The organism is Bradyrhizobium guangdongense, assembly GCF_004114975.1.
Classification (GTDB): Bacteria; Pseudomonadota; Alphaproteobacteria; order Rhizobiales; family Xanthobacteraceae; genus Bradyrhizobium; species Bradyrhizobium guangdongense.
The window spans coordinates 4,203,277-4,218,621 of sequence record NZ_CP030051.1; the positions used below are offsets into that span (position 1 = coordinate 4,203,277).

The following is a 15,345-nucleotide window of genomic DNA, read 5'->3' on the forward strand; positions in this document are numbered from 1 at the left end:
ACAAAAGAATTGCAAAGAGGTATCTTGCGACGCCCGAGGACGGCGAGGCTACTCCAAGGCCTCCAGCACCAGCTCCATGGTCATGAGCACGGGATTGTCGCCGCGGATGAGGCGGCCCTCGGCGATGCCGCCGGTGTAATCGATCAGGGCGACGTCGAGCGCACCTTCCAGCGCACCGGACGGGGCAGGCGCGATCATCCCGGCGGTGATCGCAAGCTCGGTGGCGAACGGCTCGGTCACGCCGCCATGCGTGAAGCGCGCGCCGATCGTCGAGCCAACGCCGCCGTGGATTCTTGCGCGCGCAATGCCCTGCGCGCGGCAGAAGGCTTCGAGGCAACCAGCAAAGTCCTGATTGGGCCGCAGCCGCAGCGCAAGGGCGCGGCTGGTCGTGCGCGCGCCGCTGCTCGCGGCCGCCACCGGCCCGAACAGCTTGAAATTGGTCTCGGGATCTGGCTCCGCCGTGAACATCGCGCCATCGATGCCGAAGGCATGAACCTCGAAAGGCTCGGCGACGTCTGTCTCATCAGGCAGCATGTGGCCGCCGCTCGCCTTGCCGTCCGCCTCGGTCCACAGCCCGTGGCAATGAAAGAACGGCGCACCATCGCGCGTGCCCAGCGTCATGCTGCCGAGCCTGGTGCGTGTCACGCCCGCGGGCCGATAGGTTTCGCTGTAGAACGCGGCGTTCTCGCCGGTCTTCGACAGCGCCGGCATGACATAGCCGAACGGCCCGAGCGCGCCGCGGCCGAAGTTCAGCACGCCACCCGCAAACCCTTCCGCCGCGAAACCGCGACGCGCGGCTTCGAGCAGCGGCAGGCCGGCTTCAAGCGTGAACGAAAACGCGCGCCCCCTCGCCTCCACCCATTGAATCCGTTCCGTGACAGGAGCCCCCGGCTGCTTGATCGTTCGCATGCCCCGCGCTCAGCCCGCCTGCTTCTTGTCGAGTTCGAGCAGTCCGCGCGCCTCGAGCTCGTCACGTACCATGCGCTTGGGGACCTTGCCGTAACCGGATTTCGGCAGCGCCTCCCAGAAGAAGAACCGCTTCGGCATCTTGTAGCGCGGCACCTTCGGCGACAGGAATGCCGCCATCTCCGCTTCGCTGACCGGCTTGGCGCCCTCGCGGGCGACGCAGACCGCAATGCCGACCTCGCCCCAGGTCGCGTCGGGCACGCCCAGCACGGCGACCTCGCCGACCGACGGATGCGTCAGGATCTTCTCCTCGATCTCGCGCGGATAGATGTTGGAGCCGCCGGAGATGTACATGTCGGAGGCGCGTCCGGTGATGTAGACGAACCCCTCCTCGTCCATGTGGCCGAGATCGCCGGTGCGAAACCAGCCGTTGCGAAACGCCTTCGCATTGGCTTCCGGATTGTCGTAGTAGCCGGCAAGCACCGCAGGCCCGATCACGCAGATCTCGCCGCTCTGATTGGCGCCGAGCTCGCGGCCCTCGTCGTCCTGGATCGAGACCTGCATGCCGGTGCGCTCGAACCCGCAGGTGCCGATTTTGGCATGAGGCCCGTCCTCGGGATCATGCAGCGCCGCCGGCAGCACCGTGATGTTGCCGGTGACCTCGCCGAGGCCAAAATACTGCACGATGACCTTGCCGAGCTTCCTCAGCGCGGCCTTCTGATCTTCGCGATACATCGGCGCGCCGGCATAGATGACGTGACGCAGCGAGGAATGGTCGTATTTGTCGGCCGCGGGATGTTCGACCATCATCTTCAAAATCGTCGGCACCGTGAAGAGATTGCCGACGCGATGCTTTTCGATCAGCCGGAACGCCTCGTCGATATCGAATCTCTCGGTCGGCAGCAGCACGGTGCAGACGCCCCGCGCGGTCTGCACCAGCTGATGCACGCCGGCGCCGTGCGACAGCGGCGCCACCACCAGCGACGCATCGGCTTCCGTCACGCCCGGCGTGAGATCGGCGAGATGGTTGGTAACCACAAAGCCCATCTGGCCATGCGTCAGCACTGCGGCTTTGGAACGGCCCGTGGTGCCGGAGGTGAAGAAGAACCAGCAGGGATCATCGTGCTCGACCGCGGCATTCTGGACCACCTGCCCTGCCTGCGAGGCGATCGCATCGGCCACCGGGCGCTCGCCAAACGTGCCCTTGCCGTCGATGCTCCAGGTGAACTCAAGGGGGCCGCCGTTCACGGCCGCAGCGTGCTCGGGAAAATCCACGTGACAGAGAAATGCCTTCGCGCCCGAAGCCTGCGCCAGATAAGCCACCTCGTCCGGCATGAGGCGGAAATTGGTGGGGACCCAGACCGCGCCGAGCCGGAACGCGGCGAACATCGAGATGAACATCTCGTCGCCGTTCTTGGAATGGACGAGGATGCGGTCGCCCTTGACGATGCCGCGCGCGGCGAGCGCTGCGGCGAGCGCCGAAACCTGCGCATCGATCTCGCGCCAGGTCCAGGATTTGTCACCCCAGACGAAACCTGGGCGCGCTCCATGCCTGCGCGCATTCTGGGTCAGCATGTAAGCGAGATTCATGACGCGGCGGGACATGCGGAGCGGCTGCATCGGGCTTCCTCTTCGGCGGCGGACGGCACGCAAGCCACCCGCTCATTGCAGCCCATTTATCGCCATCGAACAGGCCCCTGCAAGGCCACGATCCGCACCCCTGCCCTACGGTTTCCTGAATTCGAAGGGCGTCGCCGTGATCGCCTTCTCCTTGACGCAGGCCTGCGCGCCAAAGCCGCCGCAGAAGCTGCCGTGCAGATCGAAGCGGATAATGCGGGCTGCGCCGCCTTTCGTGGGCGGAGGCAGGACGGTGTAGTTGCGGACATAGCCGTCAAACACCTGGCGCGCCCGGCCATAGGGCAGCATCACCAGAATTTTCATGACGCAACCGCCGGTTCCACAATAGGTGCCCTCGCGCCCGCCGCATTTGGTGTCGCGGAAACCGACGATGTAATCATCACGCCCGTCGCCTGTGAGGTCGATGCTACGCACCGTATCGGGTGCGAACGCGACCTCACCGCCGCCTTGGCTCTCGCACTCCTCGTGGGCGTAATGGAGCGTCTTCTGCACACCTGGCGGATAGTCGGCGGGATTGAACGGTTTCGCATCGTCGGCGCGCGCGGCAGCGATGGCGAGCAAGGCGAGCAGGAAGATCGGATAACGCATGCGCGTTTGTCGCCGACGCCGCCCCAACCGTTCAGGGAAATTTAAACATGATCGGCGCAACCTGAATCAGTTCTCGCGTACAGAGTGCCGCATCATGGTCAAAGCGCCCGCCGTCTTCCTGTTATCGATGGCGCTCGCCGGATGTGCCATGGCGCCGCAAGCTCATCTGGCCTCGGATCCCGCCTTCAGGCCCGCGCGTTACGCCTGGGATGGGGCAGGAGGCGAGGACCCCAACCATCCGCGCGCCGCCCAGCCATCGCAAGCAACACGCACCGCCGCCATCTCGGAGCGCGCCGAGCGCCAGGCCCGATTCCAACCCTATTCGAAGGAATGGTGGCAGGCCCAGGACGGTATCGAGGCCGAGCAGGACGCCAAGGTCAATCGCTCGCTGGTCATCTGCAAGGGTTGCCTCCGGCCGAAACAACAGACGGAAGATTCGCGGCTCGCCAAGGCGGCCGATTGAACCGAATGGCCGTTAGGCCGGTCTACTGAGATGCAGCGCTGACATTGACCATTCCGGCCATCGTCGCGCGCCTCATCTCAGGGATAATCCATGCTCTCCCGTCGCAGCCTCGTGGCCGCCTCTCTGTTCGCGGCCGCTACACCCGCCTTCGCCCAAGCGCCCGCCGGCAACGATCCCGTCGCAATCCTCACCGCAATCTACACCCGCGCAGCCAAGGGCAAAGGCGATGGCGGCGCTGCCTTCGTCACCCAGAACAAGGCGGCGAAAGCAAAGTATTTCTCCAAGGCGCTAATTGCGCTGTGGGCCAGGGCGGATGCGCATACGCCGAAGGGCGATGTCGGACCGGTCGATTTCGATCCCGTCACCAATTCGCAGGAACCCGACGTGAAGTCGTTCAAGGTTGACGCGGAGAAAACGGAGACCGACCAGGCCACGCTCGCCGTGACCATCACGGGCCATCGCAACGACCGTAAACCCGCCGACCAGATCGTGCGTTACGACTTCCTACGCGAGGCCGGCAACTGGAAGATCGACGACATCAAGGGCTCCTCCGACGGTAAAGCCTGGTCGATCCGCAAGATGCTGACGGACGCGCTGAAAAGTTGACCGGAGACTTCATGAGCGGAGTCATTAACAGGCTGAACCCGCAATGCCCGTGGTGAAGGCGCGGATCGAGAAGCATCCGGACGATCGGGAGCTGGTGAAGACATAACCGGCGCAGGCCGTCACAGCGCACCGAGCTTCCACAGTGCCTCCTGTGCCGTCTGCAAACCGGGGTTCAGTTCCAGCGCCTTCCTGAAATCGGCGATCGCGCCCTTGAAGTCGCCAAGCCGCATCTTGGCTTGCCCGCGGTTGTTCCAGGAGAATACGTCGGCGGGATCGTATTGCAGCGCCTTGTCGTAATCGGCAAGGCCGCCCTTGTTGTCGCCGAGGTAAAGCCGAATCATGCCGCGATTGCGCCAGCCGCGCGCGTCAGTTGGCGCGATGCGGATCGCCTCGCCGTAGTCGGCGGCAGCGCGGTCGAGCTGCTCGCTGTCGCGATACACATTGCCGCGGTCGATATAGGCGAGCAGATCGGGGGCGAGCTTGATCCGCATCGTGTAATCGGCAAGCGCATGCGCCGTGTCGTGCTTGCGGGCGTAGACGTAGCCGCGATTGGCATAGGCCATGGCATAGGTGGGATCGCGCTTGATCGCCGCATTGAAATCGGCAATGGCACCGTCGAGATCGCCCTTGCTGTAACGGGACTCCCCGCGGTTGCTATAGGCCATCGTCAGCGACGGATCGAGCTTGATGGCCTGGTCGTACTCGGCGATGGCGCGATCATAGTCGCGCTTGAAGCTGTAGACGCGGCCGCGATTGTTGAACGGGCAGGCATAGGTCGGGTCGAGCTTGATCGCCTCGTCGAGATCGGACAACGCCGCATCGAGCTCGCGCTTCTCGGTGAAGCCATGACCGCGGGCGCAATAGGCGCCAGCGAGCCTCCCGCCGGTCTCGCTTTTCGTGTCGATCACGGTCGAGCAGGCCTTCACCCGCTCATCCGGCGTGCTGGTTGGCGCCACGCAAACGTCCCAAGCCGGACCGCCCTCGGCCGCGACCGCGGCCGACGCTATCGCAGCGAGCACGGCGAGCAAGGCCATGAGATTGAGCGGGACACGCATTTTGCAGATATCTCCCCTGCGGCAACCTTCCTTGGTCGTGCCTTGGCAAGCCCCGGTTCAGGCACCTAGATCAGACGATAGACATAGCTGCGGAAGGACCAGGCATGGCGGCATCGGTACGCGACAACAAGGACAGGAGCCGCTTTGAGCTCGATGTCGGCAGCGAGATGGCCTTCGCCAATTACCGGCTGGCGCCGTCGGCCGTCATCATCACTCACACCGAGACGCCGCGTGCGCTGCGCGGCCGCGGCATTGCGTCCGAGTTGATCAAGGGCGCGCTTGAGATCATCCGCCGCGACGGCAGGAAGGTGATCGCGGGCTGCGGCTTCGTCGTCGATTATCTCGACAGGCATCCGGAGGATGCGGATCTCCGCGCCTGAATGCAAAAGGGCCCGCGACGTCGCGGGCCCCTCGCATCGACCGATGCGAGTCGCTCAGTGCTTGATTTCCGGCGGCAGCTTGCCGCCATTGGCAGCGAGCTTGGACATCACCTGCTTGTGCAGCCAGACATTCATGCTGGCAGAATCGTTCATGTCGCCGGTGTAGCCGAGCTCCTTGGCCAGGTCTTTGCGCGCCGCGAGGCTCGAATCGACGTCGAGCGCCTTCATGAGGTCGACGATCGAGGTGCGCCATTCCAGCTTCTCGCCCTTATGCGCGGCGGCCGCCTTGTCGACGATCGCGGCGACGTCCACCGTTGCCGCAGGTGCGGCCGCCGGCGCGGATGCAGGCGCCGATCCGCTCGGTGCGGTCCCTGCAGGTGCGCTGCCCGCGGGCGTGCCGCCGGCGGGCGCAGCGGAAGCCGGATGGCTGCCGAAGATCGCGCCCATGATTTTCCCGAAAATGCTCATGTCTGCTCCCCGAAAAGGATCCCGTTGGAAGGCCCTGACCGGGCCCTTATAGATCAAGCTTCTGCATTGCGCCCGCGCTGATCGCGCGACCCACAACCAGCATGAGCTTATCTGCGGCGAAATGACGACCGGATGACGTCATTGAGGTTGCACTGCGGCATTGAATCTCACCCAAGCGTGAGGGACAGGACTCGGAAATAGGCGTAGGCTTAGCGTTCAGCTCGCGATGCCATCCAGAATTCGCGTCTGGTTGGTCTCGCGAAACTCAGAAAAAGGCGGCCGCTTGCGCCGTTGTCGGCGCCCAATCCGGCTGCATGGCAAGGGAGCAAGCCAACCATGGCCACACTCTATCAGGGCAATGTCCCCACGATGGGCCAGACCGCAGATGCGGCTGGACCGATGATCCGAACGATTCAACTCTCCGACCTGCACGACGCGCTCAGGCGCGGCTGGGAGGATTTCAAGGCGGTTCCGAGCCACGCCATCATTCTCTGCGTGATCTATCCAGTGCTGGGCCTCGTGCTCGCCCGCGTGGTGATGGGCTATTCGGTCCTCCCGCTGCTGTTTCCGCTCGCCGCGGGCTTCGCCCTGATCGGCCCGTTCGCAGCGCTCGGCCTCTATGAGCTCTCGAGCCGCCGGGAGCGCCATGAAGAGGCCACTGCCTGGGATGCCATGGACGTGCTGCGCTCGCCCTCCTTCGGAGCCATGCTCGGCCTCGGCGTGTTGTTGCTCGCGTTGTTCGTAACCTGGGTCGCGACCGCGCAGGCGATCTACGTGGCGGCATTCGGGTACGAAGGCGTGACCGGAATCTCGGATTTCGCGACGCGCGTGCTGACGACTTCGCAGGGCTGGTGGCTGATCGTGGTCGGCTGCGGCACCGGCTTTCTGTTCGCGCTCGCCGCGCTTTGCATCAGCGCCGTATCGTTCCCGCTGATGCTCGACCGCCATGCCGGCGCGCTGGAGGCGATGGTGACCTCGCTTCGCGTCGTCGCCAAGAACCCGGTGCCGATGGCAGCCTGGGGCTTGACCGTCGCGGTGCTGCTGGCGCTCGGCACCATCCCCGCGTTCCTCGGGCTCGCGGTCGTCATCCCCCTGCTCGGCCACGCCACTTGGCACCTGTATCGCAAGGCCATCGTCTCGGAGCCCGGCGCGCGGCCGGTACCGCCGCCGCCCCAGCGTCCACGTAAGCCGGCGGCGGATTTCCCCGCCAATCTGTTCCCGTGGCGGAATAGGCAATAGAGCGCTGGCTTGACGAAGCCTTAGGCCGATCCCCTCCAGTCCCGGGCGGGATCGGTCGTCGTCATACGCCTTGCTTTGGCCGCTGTTACATCAGACATTCCGCCGCCGGTCATATCATTCACGGAATCAATTAGCTCTGATGACCCTGACGATTTCTCGTCTCGCTCTCGCAGCCCTCACCCTTTCAGCCTCTATCGTGTCCGTCGAGCCCGCACTGGCTGCGGCCGCCTGCGGCTCGGGCAATTTCGACGCCTGGCTCGCCGATTTCAAAACCGAGGCTGCGGCCAAGGGGATCTCGCAACAGGCCATTGCCGCCGGGCTTGCGGGCGTCACCTTGGACCAGAGCGTGCTCAACCGTGACAAATCGCAAAAGGTCTTCAACCAGACCTTTGAAGAATTTTCCGGCCGCATGGTGCCGCCGCGGATGACGCGCGGCTCCAACATGATGAAACAATACGGATCGGTGCTGTCGCGCATCGAGCAGACTTATGGAGTTCCGGGCGAGATCCTGGTTGCGATCTGGGGCCTCGAAACCGATTTCGGCGTCAACACCGGCAAGTTCGCGACGATCCGCTCGCTCGCGACACTGGCCTATGATTGTCGGCGCGCCGAGCAGTTTCGTGGTGAGCTGATGGATGCGTTGCGCATCGTCCAGCGCGGCGATCTAACGCCGGCCGAGATGAAAGGCGCCTGGGCGGGCGAACTCGGCCAAACCCAGTTCATGCCGTCGTCCTGGGTGAAATATGCGGTCGATTTCGACGGCAACGGCAAGCGCGACTTGATGCACAACGCCCCCGACGTGCTCGCCTCCACCGCCAACTATCTCGCCGGTTACGGCTGGCAGAAGGGCAAGGACTGGCAGCCTGGTAGCCCGAACTTCGCGGTGCTGCAGCAGTGGAACAAGAGCGAGGTTTATTCGAAGACGGTGGCCTATTTCGCCACCCAGCTCGCGCACGCCCCTTAAGACGCGCGCTGAGATCAAACGCCTAGGGCCGATCGCCTGGCGACCGGCCCTCTCTTGGATTGCGTTTGCCTCTCCGTTTACTTGCCCATGGTGGCGTGCATCGCCTTGTTGAGGTGCATGCCGCACGCACCCATTTTGCCGTTGAGCAGCGAGTCCTGGGCGGAGGCGATTTCCTTCTGGGCGGCTACCTTGCCGTCGCCGTCTGGCATCGCCTCGATCGCGGTCTCGGTCTTCTCCAGATTGCCCGCGCTGCAGCCGCCCATGGCGTGTTTGGCGGCCTGAGCCGGCGTGACGGCGAACGCGATGGCAGCAATTGCGATAACCCCGAGTAACTTCGTCATGATGTTACTTTCCTTCTTTTGTTCTTGGGCCAGATCCGGCGACATTGCCGGAATCCGCAACATGACTTTGCCGCCGACGCGGCAACTTGCCGCAATAAATTCCCCGCGAGAATTGCGTGATGTTGCGTGTCGCGCAGAGCCGCATGCGAAATTTCTGTTTTTCATTACAACTTGGTAATTACACGATGCACGCTCAACGTGCGCAACACACCAAGGGGGCAGCAGCACTCCAGCCACTTTCAGAGGAGACCGTCCTGACGCTCGACTTCCCCTTGAGCTGCCGAGTTCCCCCTAACTCTCCGCCTCTGGCGACCGGCGCATCGCGACGATCATATAATGAACATTCATTCACTTTATGATGTGCCGATGCATGCGAATCGCGCATGCCGGTCCTAGACCCACAAGTTGGCCCGACACTCTTTTACTCACTTAAATGTAATCTATTTCCAAGGCATTCGGGCCCCCACCCCAGGCTCTTAAGCCCGTGATTTCACGGAGGTTTATTGCACCTTGCACCTCTCATTGCCTGATGATGGGCGAGGATCGCGAGCCAGTTAAGGCTCCCTTACCGCCGCCATGCGCTCTCCGCCTAGCTGCATCGCAACATCGGAACTATCGCAGTGCACCACTCTCACCTATATTCATTTCAACGATGAGGCCCCGGCAAGGGCTGAATCAAACTACAGGAGACTACCAATGCTGCTCTCGCTCATCCGCATGATCCAGGCCTTCCGGGACTATCAGCGCAATGTTGCCGAGCTGTCCCAGCTCAGCGATCGCGAACTGGCCGATATCGGCCTCGATCGCTCGGACATCCCGCGCGTTGCTGCCGGTCAGTATCAGGGCTGATATCGTTCAGCCATTCAACGGACCAACCGATAGCGCCCGCCTCGTGCGGGCGTTGTCGTTTCTGATGGCAGAAAACTCGATCTCGACGATTCCACTGACCGCCGAAAAGCGCTACCTGTCCGCCCCATGACAGGACTCCAATCCAATATCGTACACGTCATCGGCGCAGGCCTCGCCGGTTCCGAAGCCGCCTGGCAGGTCGCCAAATCAGGCGTGCCCGTGGTGCTGCACGAGATGCGGCCGGACCGCATGACCGAGGCGCACCGCACCGATGGGCTGGCCGAGCTCGTCTGCTCCAATTCATTCCGGTCGGACGACGCTGCCAACAATGCCGTCGGCCTCTTGCACGCCGAGATGCGCCGCCTCGGCTCCCTGATTATGCGCGCCGCTGATGCCAACCAGGTGCCCGCAGGCGGCGCTCTCGCGGTCGACCGCAACGGCTTCTCGGCCACCGTTACCAAGGCGCTGAACGACCATCCCCTGATCGAGATCGCCCGCGGCGAGATCAAAGGCCTGCCACCGGCCGACTGGAGCAACGTGATCGTTGCGACCGGCCCCCTCACCTCGGCGCCGTTGGCCGATGCCATCCGCGAGCTCACCGATGAGAACGCGCTTGCCTTCTTCGACGCGATCGCGCCGATCGTGCACCGCGAGTCCATCGACATGTCGGTGGCCTGGTTCCAGTCGCGCTACGACAAGGTCGGTCCCGGCGGCAACGGCGCCGACTACATCAACTGCCCCATGACCAAGGAGCAGTATGACGGCTTCGTCGCCGCGCTGATGTCAGGCGAGAAGACCGAGTTCAAGGAGTGGGAAACCAACACACCCTATTTCGACGGCTGCCTGCCGATCGAGGTGATGGCCGAGCGCGGTCCCGAGACGCTGCGGCACGGCCCGATGAAACCGGTTGGCCTCACCAATCCGCACGATCCCACCACGAAAGCCTACGCGATCGTGCAGCTCCGACAGGACAACAAGCTCGGCACGCTCTACAACATCGTCGGTTTCCAGACGAAACTGAAATACGGCGAGCAGCAGCGCATCTTCCGTACCATTCCCGGGCTGGAGAAAGCCGAATTCGCTCGTCTCGGCGGACTGCATCGCAACACCTTCCTCAATTCGCCAAAACTGCTCGACAGCCAGCTGCGCCTGCGCGCGCAGCCACGGCTGCGCTTTGCCGGTCAGATGACGGGCTGCGAAGGTTATGTGGAATCGGCCAGCGTCGGCCTGATCGCCGGCCTCTACGCCGCGGCCGATGCGCGCGGCGAACGGCTTGCGAGCCCGCCGGCCACGACGGCGCTCGGATCCTTGCTCGGCCACATCACCGGCGGCCATATCGAGACCATCGAGCCGGGCACGCGCTCGTTCCAGCCGATGAACATCAATTTCGGCCTATTCCCGCCGCTTGCAAGCCCACCGACGAAGAAGCCCGACGGCACGCGCCTGCGTGGTAACGAGAAGACAGTGGCCAAGAAGCAGGCGATGAGCGCGTTGGCGCTGGCCGATCTCGATCGCTGGATCGCCGATCATTTGCGCATAGCCGCAGCCGCGTGAGATACCGATGAATCTCCCGAAAGACGACGCTGCTGAGCTCTCGGCGCGCTGGACCGAGGGCGTGCTGCTCAAGCGCGACGTGTTCTCGACCGTCGAGCGCGGCCGCTTCCGCACGGATGGCGGCGAAGTCGATGCGGTACTGCGCCGACTCGACGAGGTGCCATGGTGGTCGTTCCTGTTGGCGCGCCATCTGTTCGCACGCGAGAAGCACGCGCTCGCCCTTGCAAAGGGTCTCAATGTCGGCCCTGAGCTGCTGTGGGCCGGACATCGCGCGCTGGTGCGTGGCTTCGTCGACGGCGTTGCCCTGCACCTGGCAAAGCCCCATGGCGACCTCGCCTACTTCCGCTCGGCCAAGGCGGCGCTCCGCCGGTTGCGTCGCGCCGGCATCTGCCACAACGACCTCGCCAAGGAACAGAACTGGTTGGTCGGCCGCGATGGCCGGGCTTATGTGACCGATTTCCAGCTCGCAGCCTGCTTCGTCCGGCGTGGCCGGCTTTATCGCATCTTCGCTTACGAAGACCTCCGGCATCTTCTCAAGCACAAGCGCTCCTACGCACCTGAGGCGCTGACTCCGCGCGAGCGAAAAATCCTGGCGCGGAAATCATTCGCCGCAAGCCTGTGGCTTGTCACCGGCAAGAAGGTCTACCGGGCAATCACCCGCGGCCTGTTCAATTTCACCGACCGCGAGGGTGGAGGCCGTCGCCTCGTCAACGACGCGCCGGTGCTGGCCGCGCTGATCCGCAACAATCCCGCCGTGCGCGATACCGCCATCGTTGCCTTTGCCGATCGCCGCTCGGGCGTCGGACTTTATGCCTTCGTGGAAGCGGATCAGGCCGCCCTCGAAGGCCGGCTTCGCAATGAGCTCACCGCAGCCAAGGGCCCAAAGCCACCGGAACACATCCAGGTCGTCCACGCCTTGCCGCGCGATCCCAGCGGCAAGCCGCGTACCGAGATCCTGCAACTGGTCGCCATGAACCAGCTCGACCTGATCGAGCCGATGATGAAGAACGACCAGGACCGCGCCTTCCTCAAGGACATCCTTGAGCAACGCAAGAACCTGCGCGATCGCTTCAACTTCGAGGCGGACCTGCCCACCGGTTAGACCGCGGGTACGCTGCGCCTTGAAGCGTCCACAATGCCGGTGGAGAAGCCGGAATCACATGATTTGGGGATCAATGACTCGCTGGGGGACCATGGGGCGCCGGGTGGCCTTGCTGATTGCGCCTGTCCTGCTGCTGGGAGCCACGCCTGTGATGGCCGCGGACTTCCCAGCCGAACAGATCTCGAGCTTCCGCCTCAAGCATGGTGAGGGTCGCGTCGTGCGCGACGCAACCCTCGATCGCATCGCGATGGACCAAGCCCGCGCGATGGCGGCAAAGGACGATCTCAGCCACGACGCGCTCGGCCCGTTCAACAAGCGCGTCGCACCGTCAGGCGCAGGCCGCGCCGCCGAGAACATTGCCTACGGCTACGACAATTTCGAGAAGACGCTGGGACAGTGGATCGACTCCTCCGGGCACCGCAAGAACCTGCTGCTGCACAATGCCTCGCGCGTCGGCATCGCGAGCGCGAAGAACGCCAGCGGCAAGCGCACCTATTGGGCCATGGTGATCGCCGGCGATTACGAGCCGAAGCCGGGCAAGGGCAAAGGCAAGAAGGACAGCGAGCCGGTGGTCGCCGTGAAACGCGAGGTCACGCCTGCCAGCAGGCCCAAAGCCGCCAATTGCCACGTCAAGCTGCTCGGCCTCTGTATCTAGAGTGGGACTGTTCGGCGCTTGCTCGCCTTGTTCGGCGCGTCTAATCCATACCAGGATCGCGAGAGGGAGAAGCGCACTTGATCGATATCGACCAAATCCGCGCCGACACGCCTGCCGTCTCCCGGCTCGCCTATCTCCACAACGCCGGCGCGGCCCTCATGCCGACGGCCGTTGTCGGCGCAGTGAAGCAGCATATCGATCTGGAGGCCGAAATCGGAGGCTATGCCGCTGCCGATCGTGTGTCCGATCGGCTTGACGCGATCTACGGCTCGGTGGCGCGGCTGCTGAACGCCGCGGCGGAAGAAATCGCGCTTACCGAGAACGCCACAGTTGCATGGCAAATGGCCTTCTACGCTCTGCCGTTTCTCCCCGGCGACCGGATCCTGACGGCCGAGGCGGAATACGCCGCCAATTATGTCGCGTTTCTTCAGGTCGCCAGGCGCACAGGCGCGGTCATCGAGATCGTGCCGAGCGACGCCAGCGGCGAGCTCGACGTCGCCGCGCTCGAGCGGATGATCGACGACCACGTGAAGCTGATCGCGATCACCTGGGTGCCGACCAATGGCGGGCTGGTCAATCCCGCAGCTGCTGTCGGCAAAATCGCCCGCGCATACGGCATTCCCTATTTGCTCGATGCATGCCAGGCGGTCGGCCACATGCAGGTCGACGTCGAAGCGATTGGCTGCGACATGCTGTCGGCCACAGGCCGCAAATTCCTCAGAGGTCCGCGCGGCACCGGCTTCCTCTACGTCCGCAAGGCGCTGCTGCAGCAGCTCGAGCCGCCGATGATCGACCATTTTGCGGCGCCCTGGGTCTCGCGGGACCGCTATCAGCTCCGCGATGACGCCCGCCGCTTCGAGACCTGGGAGAACAATTACGCGGCCCGGCTCGGCTTGGGCGCCGCTGTCGACTATGCCCTCGCGATCGGCCTCGGCCCGATCGAGCAGCGCTGCCGCCTGCTGGCGGGTCGCCTTCGCACTGGCCTTGCGGCTATCGGTGGGGTCACCATTCGCGATCTCGGCCGCACGCCAGGCGCGATCGTCAGCTTCACGGTGGCTGGCTACGAGGCCGACACGGTCGTCAGCGGCGCCGCTACGGCCGGCATCACCATTGGCGCATCACATCCGTCGAGCACGCGGATCGACGCCGAAGTCCGTGCGCTGCCGGTAATCGTGCGGGCGTCGCCGCACTACTACAACACGGAAGCCGAGATCGATCGGCTGATCGCCCATATCGCGGGTCTGGCGCGGCGTTAGCGCGGCTTCAGGTGCAGCGCGCGCTCAATCCCGACGCGCCGAGCTTGGCCATGACCTCGTCGAGATGGGCGCTGTCGCGGGTCTCGATGACGAGCTGCAACAACGTCGCCTTCGCCGGCAAGTCCGAGAAGGTCCGCTGATGCGAGACCTCGATGATGTTGGCGCCGGCTTCCGCCAGCAGCGCCGCGACCGCGGCCAACTGGCCGGGTCTGTCAGGAATGTCGAGCGAGAGCTGCGTCAGCCGCCCCTTGCGCGCGAGCTCGCGTGTCAGCACCGAAGCGATCAGCCTGGTGTCGATGTTGCCGCCGCTCAGGACCAGACCGACCTTCTCGCCGGCAAAGCGCGAAGGATCGGACATGATCGCCGCAAGACCTGCCGCGCCCGCCCCCTCTACCACCGTCTTCTCGATCGAGATCAAGGTTGAAACCGCGCGCTCAAGCTCGGCTTCGTTGACGAGCGCAATGTCGTCGACGAGGCGGCGGACGATTTCCGTGGTGATCTTGCCCGGGGATTTGACAGCGATGCCTTCGGCGAGCGTGTCGCCACGCGCCGGCAGATTGCCGTCATGGATGGCATTGTACATCGAGGGGTAGAGCCAGGCCTCCACGCCGAGGATCCGCAGCGACGGCTTGATCGATTTCGCGGCAATGGCAATGCCGCTGATCAGGCCGCCGCCGCCGATCGGAACCACCAGCGTATCGAGCTCCGGCACCGCCTTGAGGATCTCCAGCCCGACCGTCCCCTGTCCCGCAATGACCAGCGGATCGTCATAGGGATGGACGAAGATCATGCCGCGAGATTCGCCATGACTCCGCGCAAACGCGGCCGCCTCCTCCAGCGTTGCGCCAGTCACGATCACCTCGGCTCCATGATGCCTGGTGTTCTCGACTTTCACCATTGGCGTGCCCACGGGCATCACGATGGTGGCGGGAATGCCGAGGCGCTTGGCATGATAGGCGACGCCCTGCGCGTGATTGCCCGCGGACATGGCGATCACGCCGCGCGTGCGCTCCTCCGGAGTCAGCGCGGTGAGCCGGTTCAGCGCCCCGCGCTCCTTGAATGAGGATGTAAACTGGAGGTTTTCGAATTTGAGCCAGAGGTCACAGCCGCAAATATTGCTTAGGGTCCGGCTGTAGCTACAGGGCGTCTCGACAACAGCACCGCGGATGATCTCGGCGGCTGCATCAATGTCACCGGATGCGACCGGAAGGCCGCTCAGATCGGGGATTGCGGTTGGGGATATCTCAGCCATGGGACAGCATAGAGCATTTGCGCGGCCCG

At 64.1% G+C, this 15,345-nt stretch carries 17 protein-coding genes; 10 read left to right on the plus strand and 7 right to left on the minus strand.

Annotated elements, in window-relative coordinates:
- Positions 1 to 48: 48 nt before the first annotated feature.
- From X265_RS20090 to X265_RS20100, 3 genes are all read right to left on the minus strand, one after another.
- The gene (locus X265_RS20090) at positions 49 to 909 is read right to left on the minus strand and encodes a PCC domain-containing protein (RefSeq protein WP_128966383.1); all 861 of its coding nucleotides are present in this window, start codon (positions 907 to 909) and stop codon (positions 49 to 51) included.
- Between the two features lie 9 nt (positions 910 to 918).
- The gene (locus X265_RS20095) at positions 919 to 2,526 is read right to left on the minus strand and encodes an acyl-CoA synthetase (RefSeq protein ID WP_128966384.1); all 1,608 of its coding nucleotides are present in this window, start codon (positions 2,524 to 2,526) and stop codon (positions 919 to 921) included.
- Positions 2,527 to 2,631: 105 nt separating this feature from the next.
- A complete protein-coding gene (locus tag X265_RS20100; RefSeq protein ID WP_128966385.1) occupies positions 2,632 to 3,132 on the minus strand; it encodes a hypothetical protein in 501 nt (166 codons plus the stop codon).
- Here X265_RS20100 and X265_RS20105 point away from each other — a divergent pair.
- Together X265_RS20105 and X265_RS20110 are read left to right on the plus strand one after the other, a co-directional pair.
- Positions 3,131 to 3,595, plus strand: coding sequence for a hypothetical protein (locus X265_RS20105; RefSeq protein ID WP_244659502.1), 465 nt, complete (start codon positions 3,131 to 3,133; stop codon positions 3,593 to 3,595). The two genes, X265_RS20100 and X265_RS20105, sit on opposite strands and share 2 nt — an antisense overlap.
- Positions 3,596 to 3,685: 90 nt before the next feature.
- Positions 3,686 to 4,201, plus strand: a complete 516-nt coding sequence (locus X265_RS20110) for a DUF3828 domain-containing protein (RefSeq protein WP_128966386.1) — start codon at positions 3,686 to 3,688, stop codon at positions 4,199 to 4,201.
- 119 nt (positions 4,202 to 4,320) lie between these two features.
- On the opposite strand, the gene X265_RS20115 is transcribed toward X265_RS20110, so the two are convergent.
- Positions 4,321 to 5,256 carry a tetratricopeptide repeat protein gene (locus X265_RS20115; protein ID WP_128966387.1) on the minus strand — a complete coding sequence of 312 codons (936 nt, stop codon included), beginning with the start codon at positions 5,254 to 5,256 and terminating at the stop codon, positions 4,321 to 4,323.
- 104 nt (positions 5,257 to 5,360) lie between these two features.
- On the opposite strand from X265_RS20115, the gene X265_RS20120 reads away from it, so the two are divergent.
- The gene (locus tag X265_RS20120; protein WP_128966388.1) at positions 5,361 to 5,636 is read left to right on the plus strand and encodes a GNAT family N-acetyltransferase; all 276 of its coding nucleotides are present in this window, start codon (positions 5,361 to 5,363) and stop codon (positions 5,634 to 5,636) included.
- Between the two features lie 54 nt (positions 5,637 to 5,690).
- Here X265_RS20120 and X265_RS20125 read toward each other — a convergent pair whose 3' ends face one another.
- Positions 5,691 to 6,104: a DUF3597 domain-containing protein gene (locus tag X265_RS20125; RefSeq protein WP_128966389.1), complete on the minus strand. Its 414-nt coding sequence runs from the start codon at positions 6,102 to 6,104 to the stop codon at positions 5,691 to 5,693.
- Between the two features lie 336 nt (positions 6,105 to 6,440).
- On the opposite strand from X265_RS20125, the gene X265_RS20130 reads away from it, so the two are divergent.
- Both X265_RS20130 and X265_RS20135 read left to right on the plus strand, forming a co-directional pair.
- Positions 6,441 to 7,343: a DUF2189 domain-containing protein gene (locus X265_RS20130; RefSeq protein WP_128966390.1), complete on the plus strand. Its 903-nt coding sequence runs from the start codon at positions 6,441 to 6,443 to the stop codon at positions 7,341 to 7,343.
- A 139-nt stretch (positions 7,344 to 7,482) separates the two neighbouring features.
- Positions 7,483 to 8,307 carry a lytic murein transglycosylase gene (locus X265_RS20135; RefSeq protein WP_128966391.1) on the plus strand — a complete coding sequence of 275 codons (825 nt, stop codon included), beginning with the start codon at positions 7,483 to 7,485 and terminating at the stop codon, positions 8,305 to 8,307.
- Positions 8,308 to 8,384: 77 nt separating this feature from the next.
- On the opposite strand, the gene X265_RS20140 is transcribed toward X265_RS20135, so the two are convergent.
- Positions 8,385 to 8,711 (minus strand): hypothetical protein, encoded by a 327-nt coding sequence (locus tag X265_RS20140; protein ID WP_164938701.1) that lies wholly within the window; start codon positions 8,709 to 8,711, stop codon positions 8,385 to 8,387.
- A gap of 633 nt (positions 8,712 to 9,344) precedes the next feature.
- Between X265_RS20140 and X265_RS20145 the strand changes: the two genes are divergently transcribed.
- From X265_RS20145 to X265_RS20165, 5 genes are all read left to right on the plus strand, one after another.
- Complete coding sequence (locus X265_RS20145) at positions 9,345 to 9,497, plus strand: DUF1127 domain-containing protein (RefSeq protein WP_007590701.1); 153 nt, start codon at positions 9,345 to 9,347, stop codon at positions 9,495 to 9,497.
- A gap of 126 nt (positions 9,498 to 9,623) precedes the next feature.
- On the plus strand, positions 9,624 to 11,051 hold the full coding sequence (gene trmFO / locus X265_RS20150; protein WP_128966393.1) for a methylenetetrahydrofolate--tRNA-(uracil(54)-C(5))-methyltransferase (FADH(2)-oxidizing) TrmFO: 1,428 nt from the start codon (positions 9,624 to 9,626) through the stop codon (positions 11,049 to 11,051).
- 7 nt (positions 11,052 to 11,058) lie between these two features.
- Positions 11,059 to 12,153, plus strand: coding sequence for a serine/threonine protein kinase (locus X265_RS20155; RefSeq protein ID WP_128966394.1), 1,095 nt, complete (start codon positions 11,059 to 11,061; stop codon positions 12,151 to 12,153).
- A gap of 73 nt (positions 12,154 to 12,226) precedes the next feature.
- Positions 12,227 to 12,808, plus strand: coding sequence for a CAP domain-containing protein (locus X265_RS20160; protein ID WP_128966395.1), 582 nt, complete (start codon positions 12,227 to 12,229; stop codon positions 12,806 to 12,808).
- A gap of 77 nt (positions 12,809 to 12,885) precedes the next feature.
- Positions 12,886 to 14,064 carry an aminotransferase class V-fold PLP-dependent enzyme gene (locus X265_RS20165; protein ID WP_128966396.1) on the plus strand — a complete coding sequence of 393 codons (1,179 nt, stop codon included), beginning with the start codon at positions 12,886 to 12,888 and terminating at the stop codon, positions 14,062 to 14,064.
- A 7-nt stretch (positions 14,065 to 14,071) separates the two neighbouring features.
- Here X265_RS20165 and X265_RS20170 read toward each other — a convergent pair whose 3' ends face one another.
- Positions 14,072 to 15,316, minus strand: coding sequence for a threonine ammonia-lyase (locus X265_RS20170; protein WP_128966397.1), 1,245 nt, complete (start codon positions 15,314 to 15,316; stop codon positions 14,072 to 14,074).
- Between the last annotated feature and the right edge of the window lie 29 nt (positions 15,317 to 15,345).

What these genes read in the sequence shown, in the direction of transcription:
- X265_RS20090 (WP_128966383.1), bottom strand. Translation starts at nt 909, where the DNA reads ATGCGAACGATCAAGCAGCCGGGGGCTCCTGTCACGGAACGGATTCAA.
- X265_RS20095 (WP_128966384.1), bottom strand. Translation starts at nt 2,526, where the DNA reads ATGCAGCCGCTCCGCATGTCCCGCCGCGTCATGAATCTCGCTTACATG.
- X265_RS20105 (WP_244659502.1), top strand. Translation starts at nt 3,131, where the DNA reads ATGCGCGTTTGTCGCCGACGCCGCCCCAACCGTTCAGGGAAATTTAAA.
- X265_RS20100 (WP_128966385.1), bottom strand. Translation starts at nt 3,132, where the DNA reads ATGCGTTATCCGATCTTCCTGCTCGCCTTGCTCGCCATCGCTGCCGCG.
- X265_RS20110 (WP_128966386.1), top strand. Translation starts at nt 3,686, where the DNA reads ATGCTCTCCCGTCGCAGCCTCGTGGCCGCCTCTCTGTTCGCGGCCGCT.
- X265_RS20115 (WP_128966387.1), bottom strand. Translation starts at nt 5,256, where the DNA reads ATGCGTGTCCCGCTCAATCTCATGGCCTTGCTCGCCGTGCTCGCTGCG.
- X265_RS20120 (WP_128966388.1), top strand. Translation starts at nt 5,361, where the DNA reads ATGGCGGCATCGGTACGCGACAACAAGGACAGGAGCCGCTTTGAGCTC.
- X265_RS20125 (WP_128966389.1), bottom strand. Translation starts at nt 6,104, where the DNA reads ATGAGCATTTTCGGGAAAATCATGGGCGCGATCTTCGGCAGCCATCCG.
- X265_RS20130 (WP_128966390.1), top strand. Translation starts at nt 6,441, where the DNA reads ATGGCCACACTCTATCAGGGCAATGTCCCCACGATGGGCCAGACCGCA.
- X265_RS20135 (WP_128966391.1), top strand. Translation starts at nt 7,483, where the DNA reads ATGACCCTGACGATTTCTCGTCTCGCTCTCGCAGCCCTCACCCTTTCA.
- X265_RS20140 (WP_164938701.1), bottom strand. Translation starts at nt 8,711, where the DNA reads ATGTTGCGGATTCCGGCAATGTCGCCGGATCTGGCCCAAGAACAAAAG.
- X265_RS20145 (WP_007590701.1), top strand. Translation starts at nt 9,345, where the DNA reads ATGCTGCTCTCGCTCATCCGCATGATCCAGGCCTTCCGGGACTATCAG.
- trmFO (WP_128966393.1), top strand. Translation starts at nt 9,624, where the DNA reads ATGACAGGACTCCAATCCAATATCGTACACGTCATCGGCGCAGGCCTC.
- X265_RS20155 (WP_128966394.1), top strand. Translation starts at nt 11,059, where the DNA reads ATGAATCTCCCGAAAGACGACGCTGCTGAGCTCTCGGCGCGCTGGACC.
- X265_RS20160 (WP_128966395.1), top strand. Translation starts at nt 12,227, where the DNA reads ATGACTCGCTGGGGGACCATGGGGCGCCGGGTGGCCTTGCTGATTGCG.
- X265_RS20170 (WP_128966397.1), bottom strand. Translation starts at nt 15,316, where the DNA reads ATGGCTGAGATATCCCCAACCGCAATCCCCGATCTGAGCGGCCTTCCG.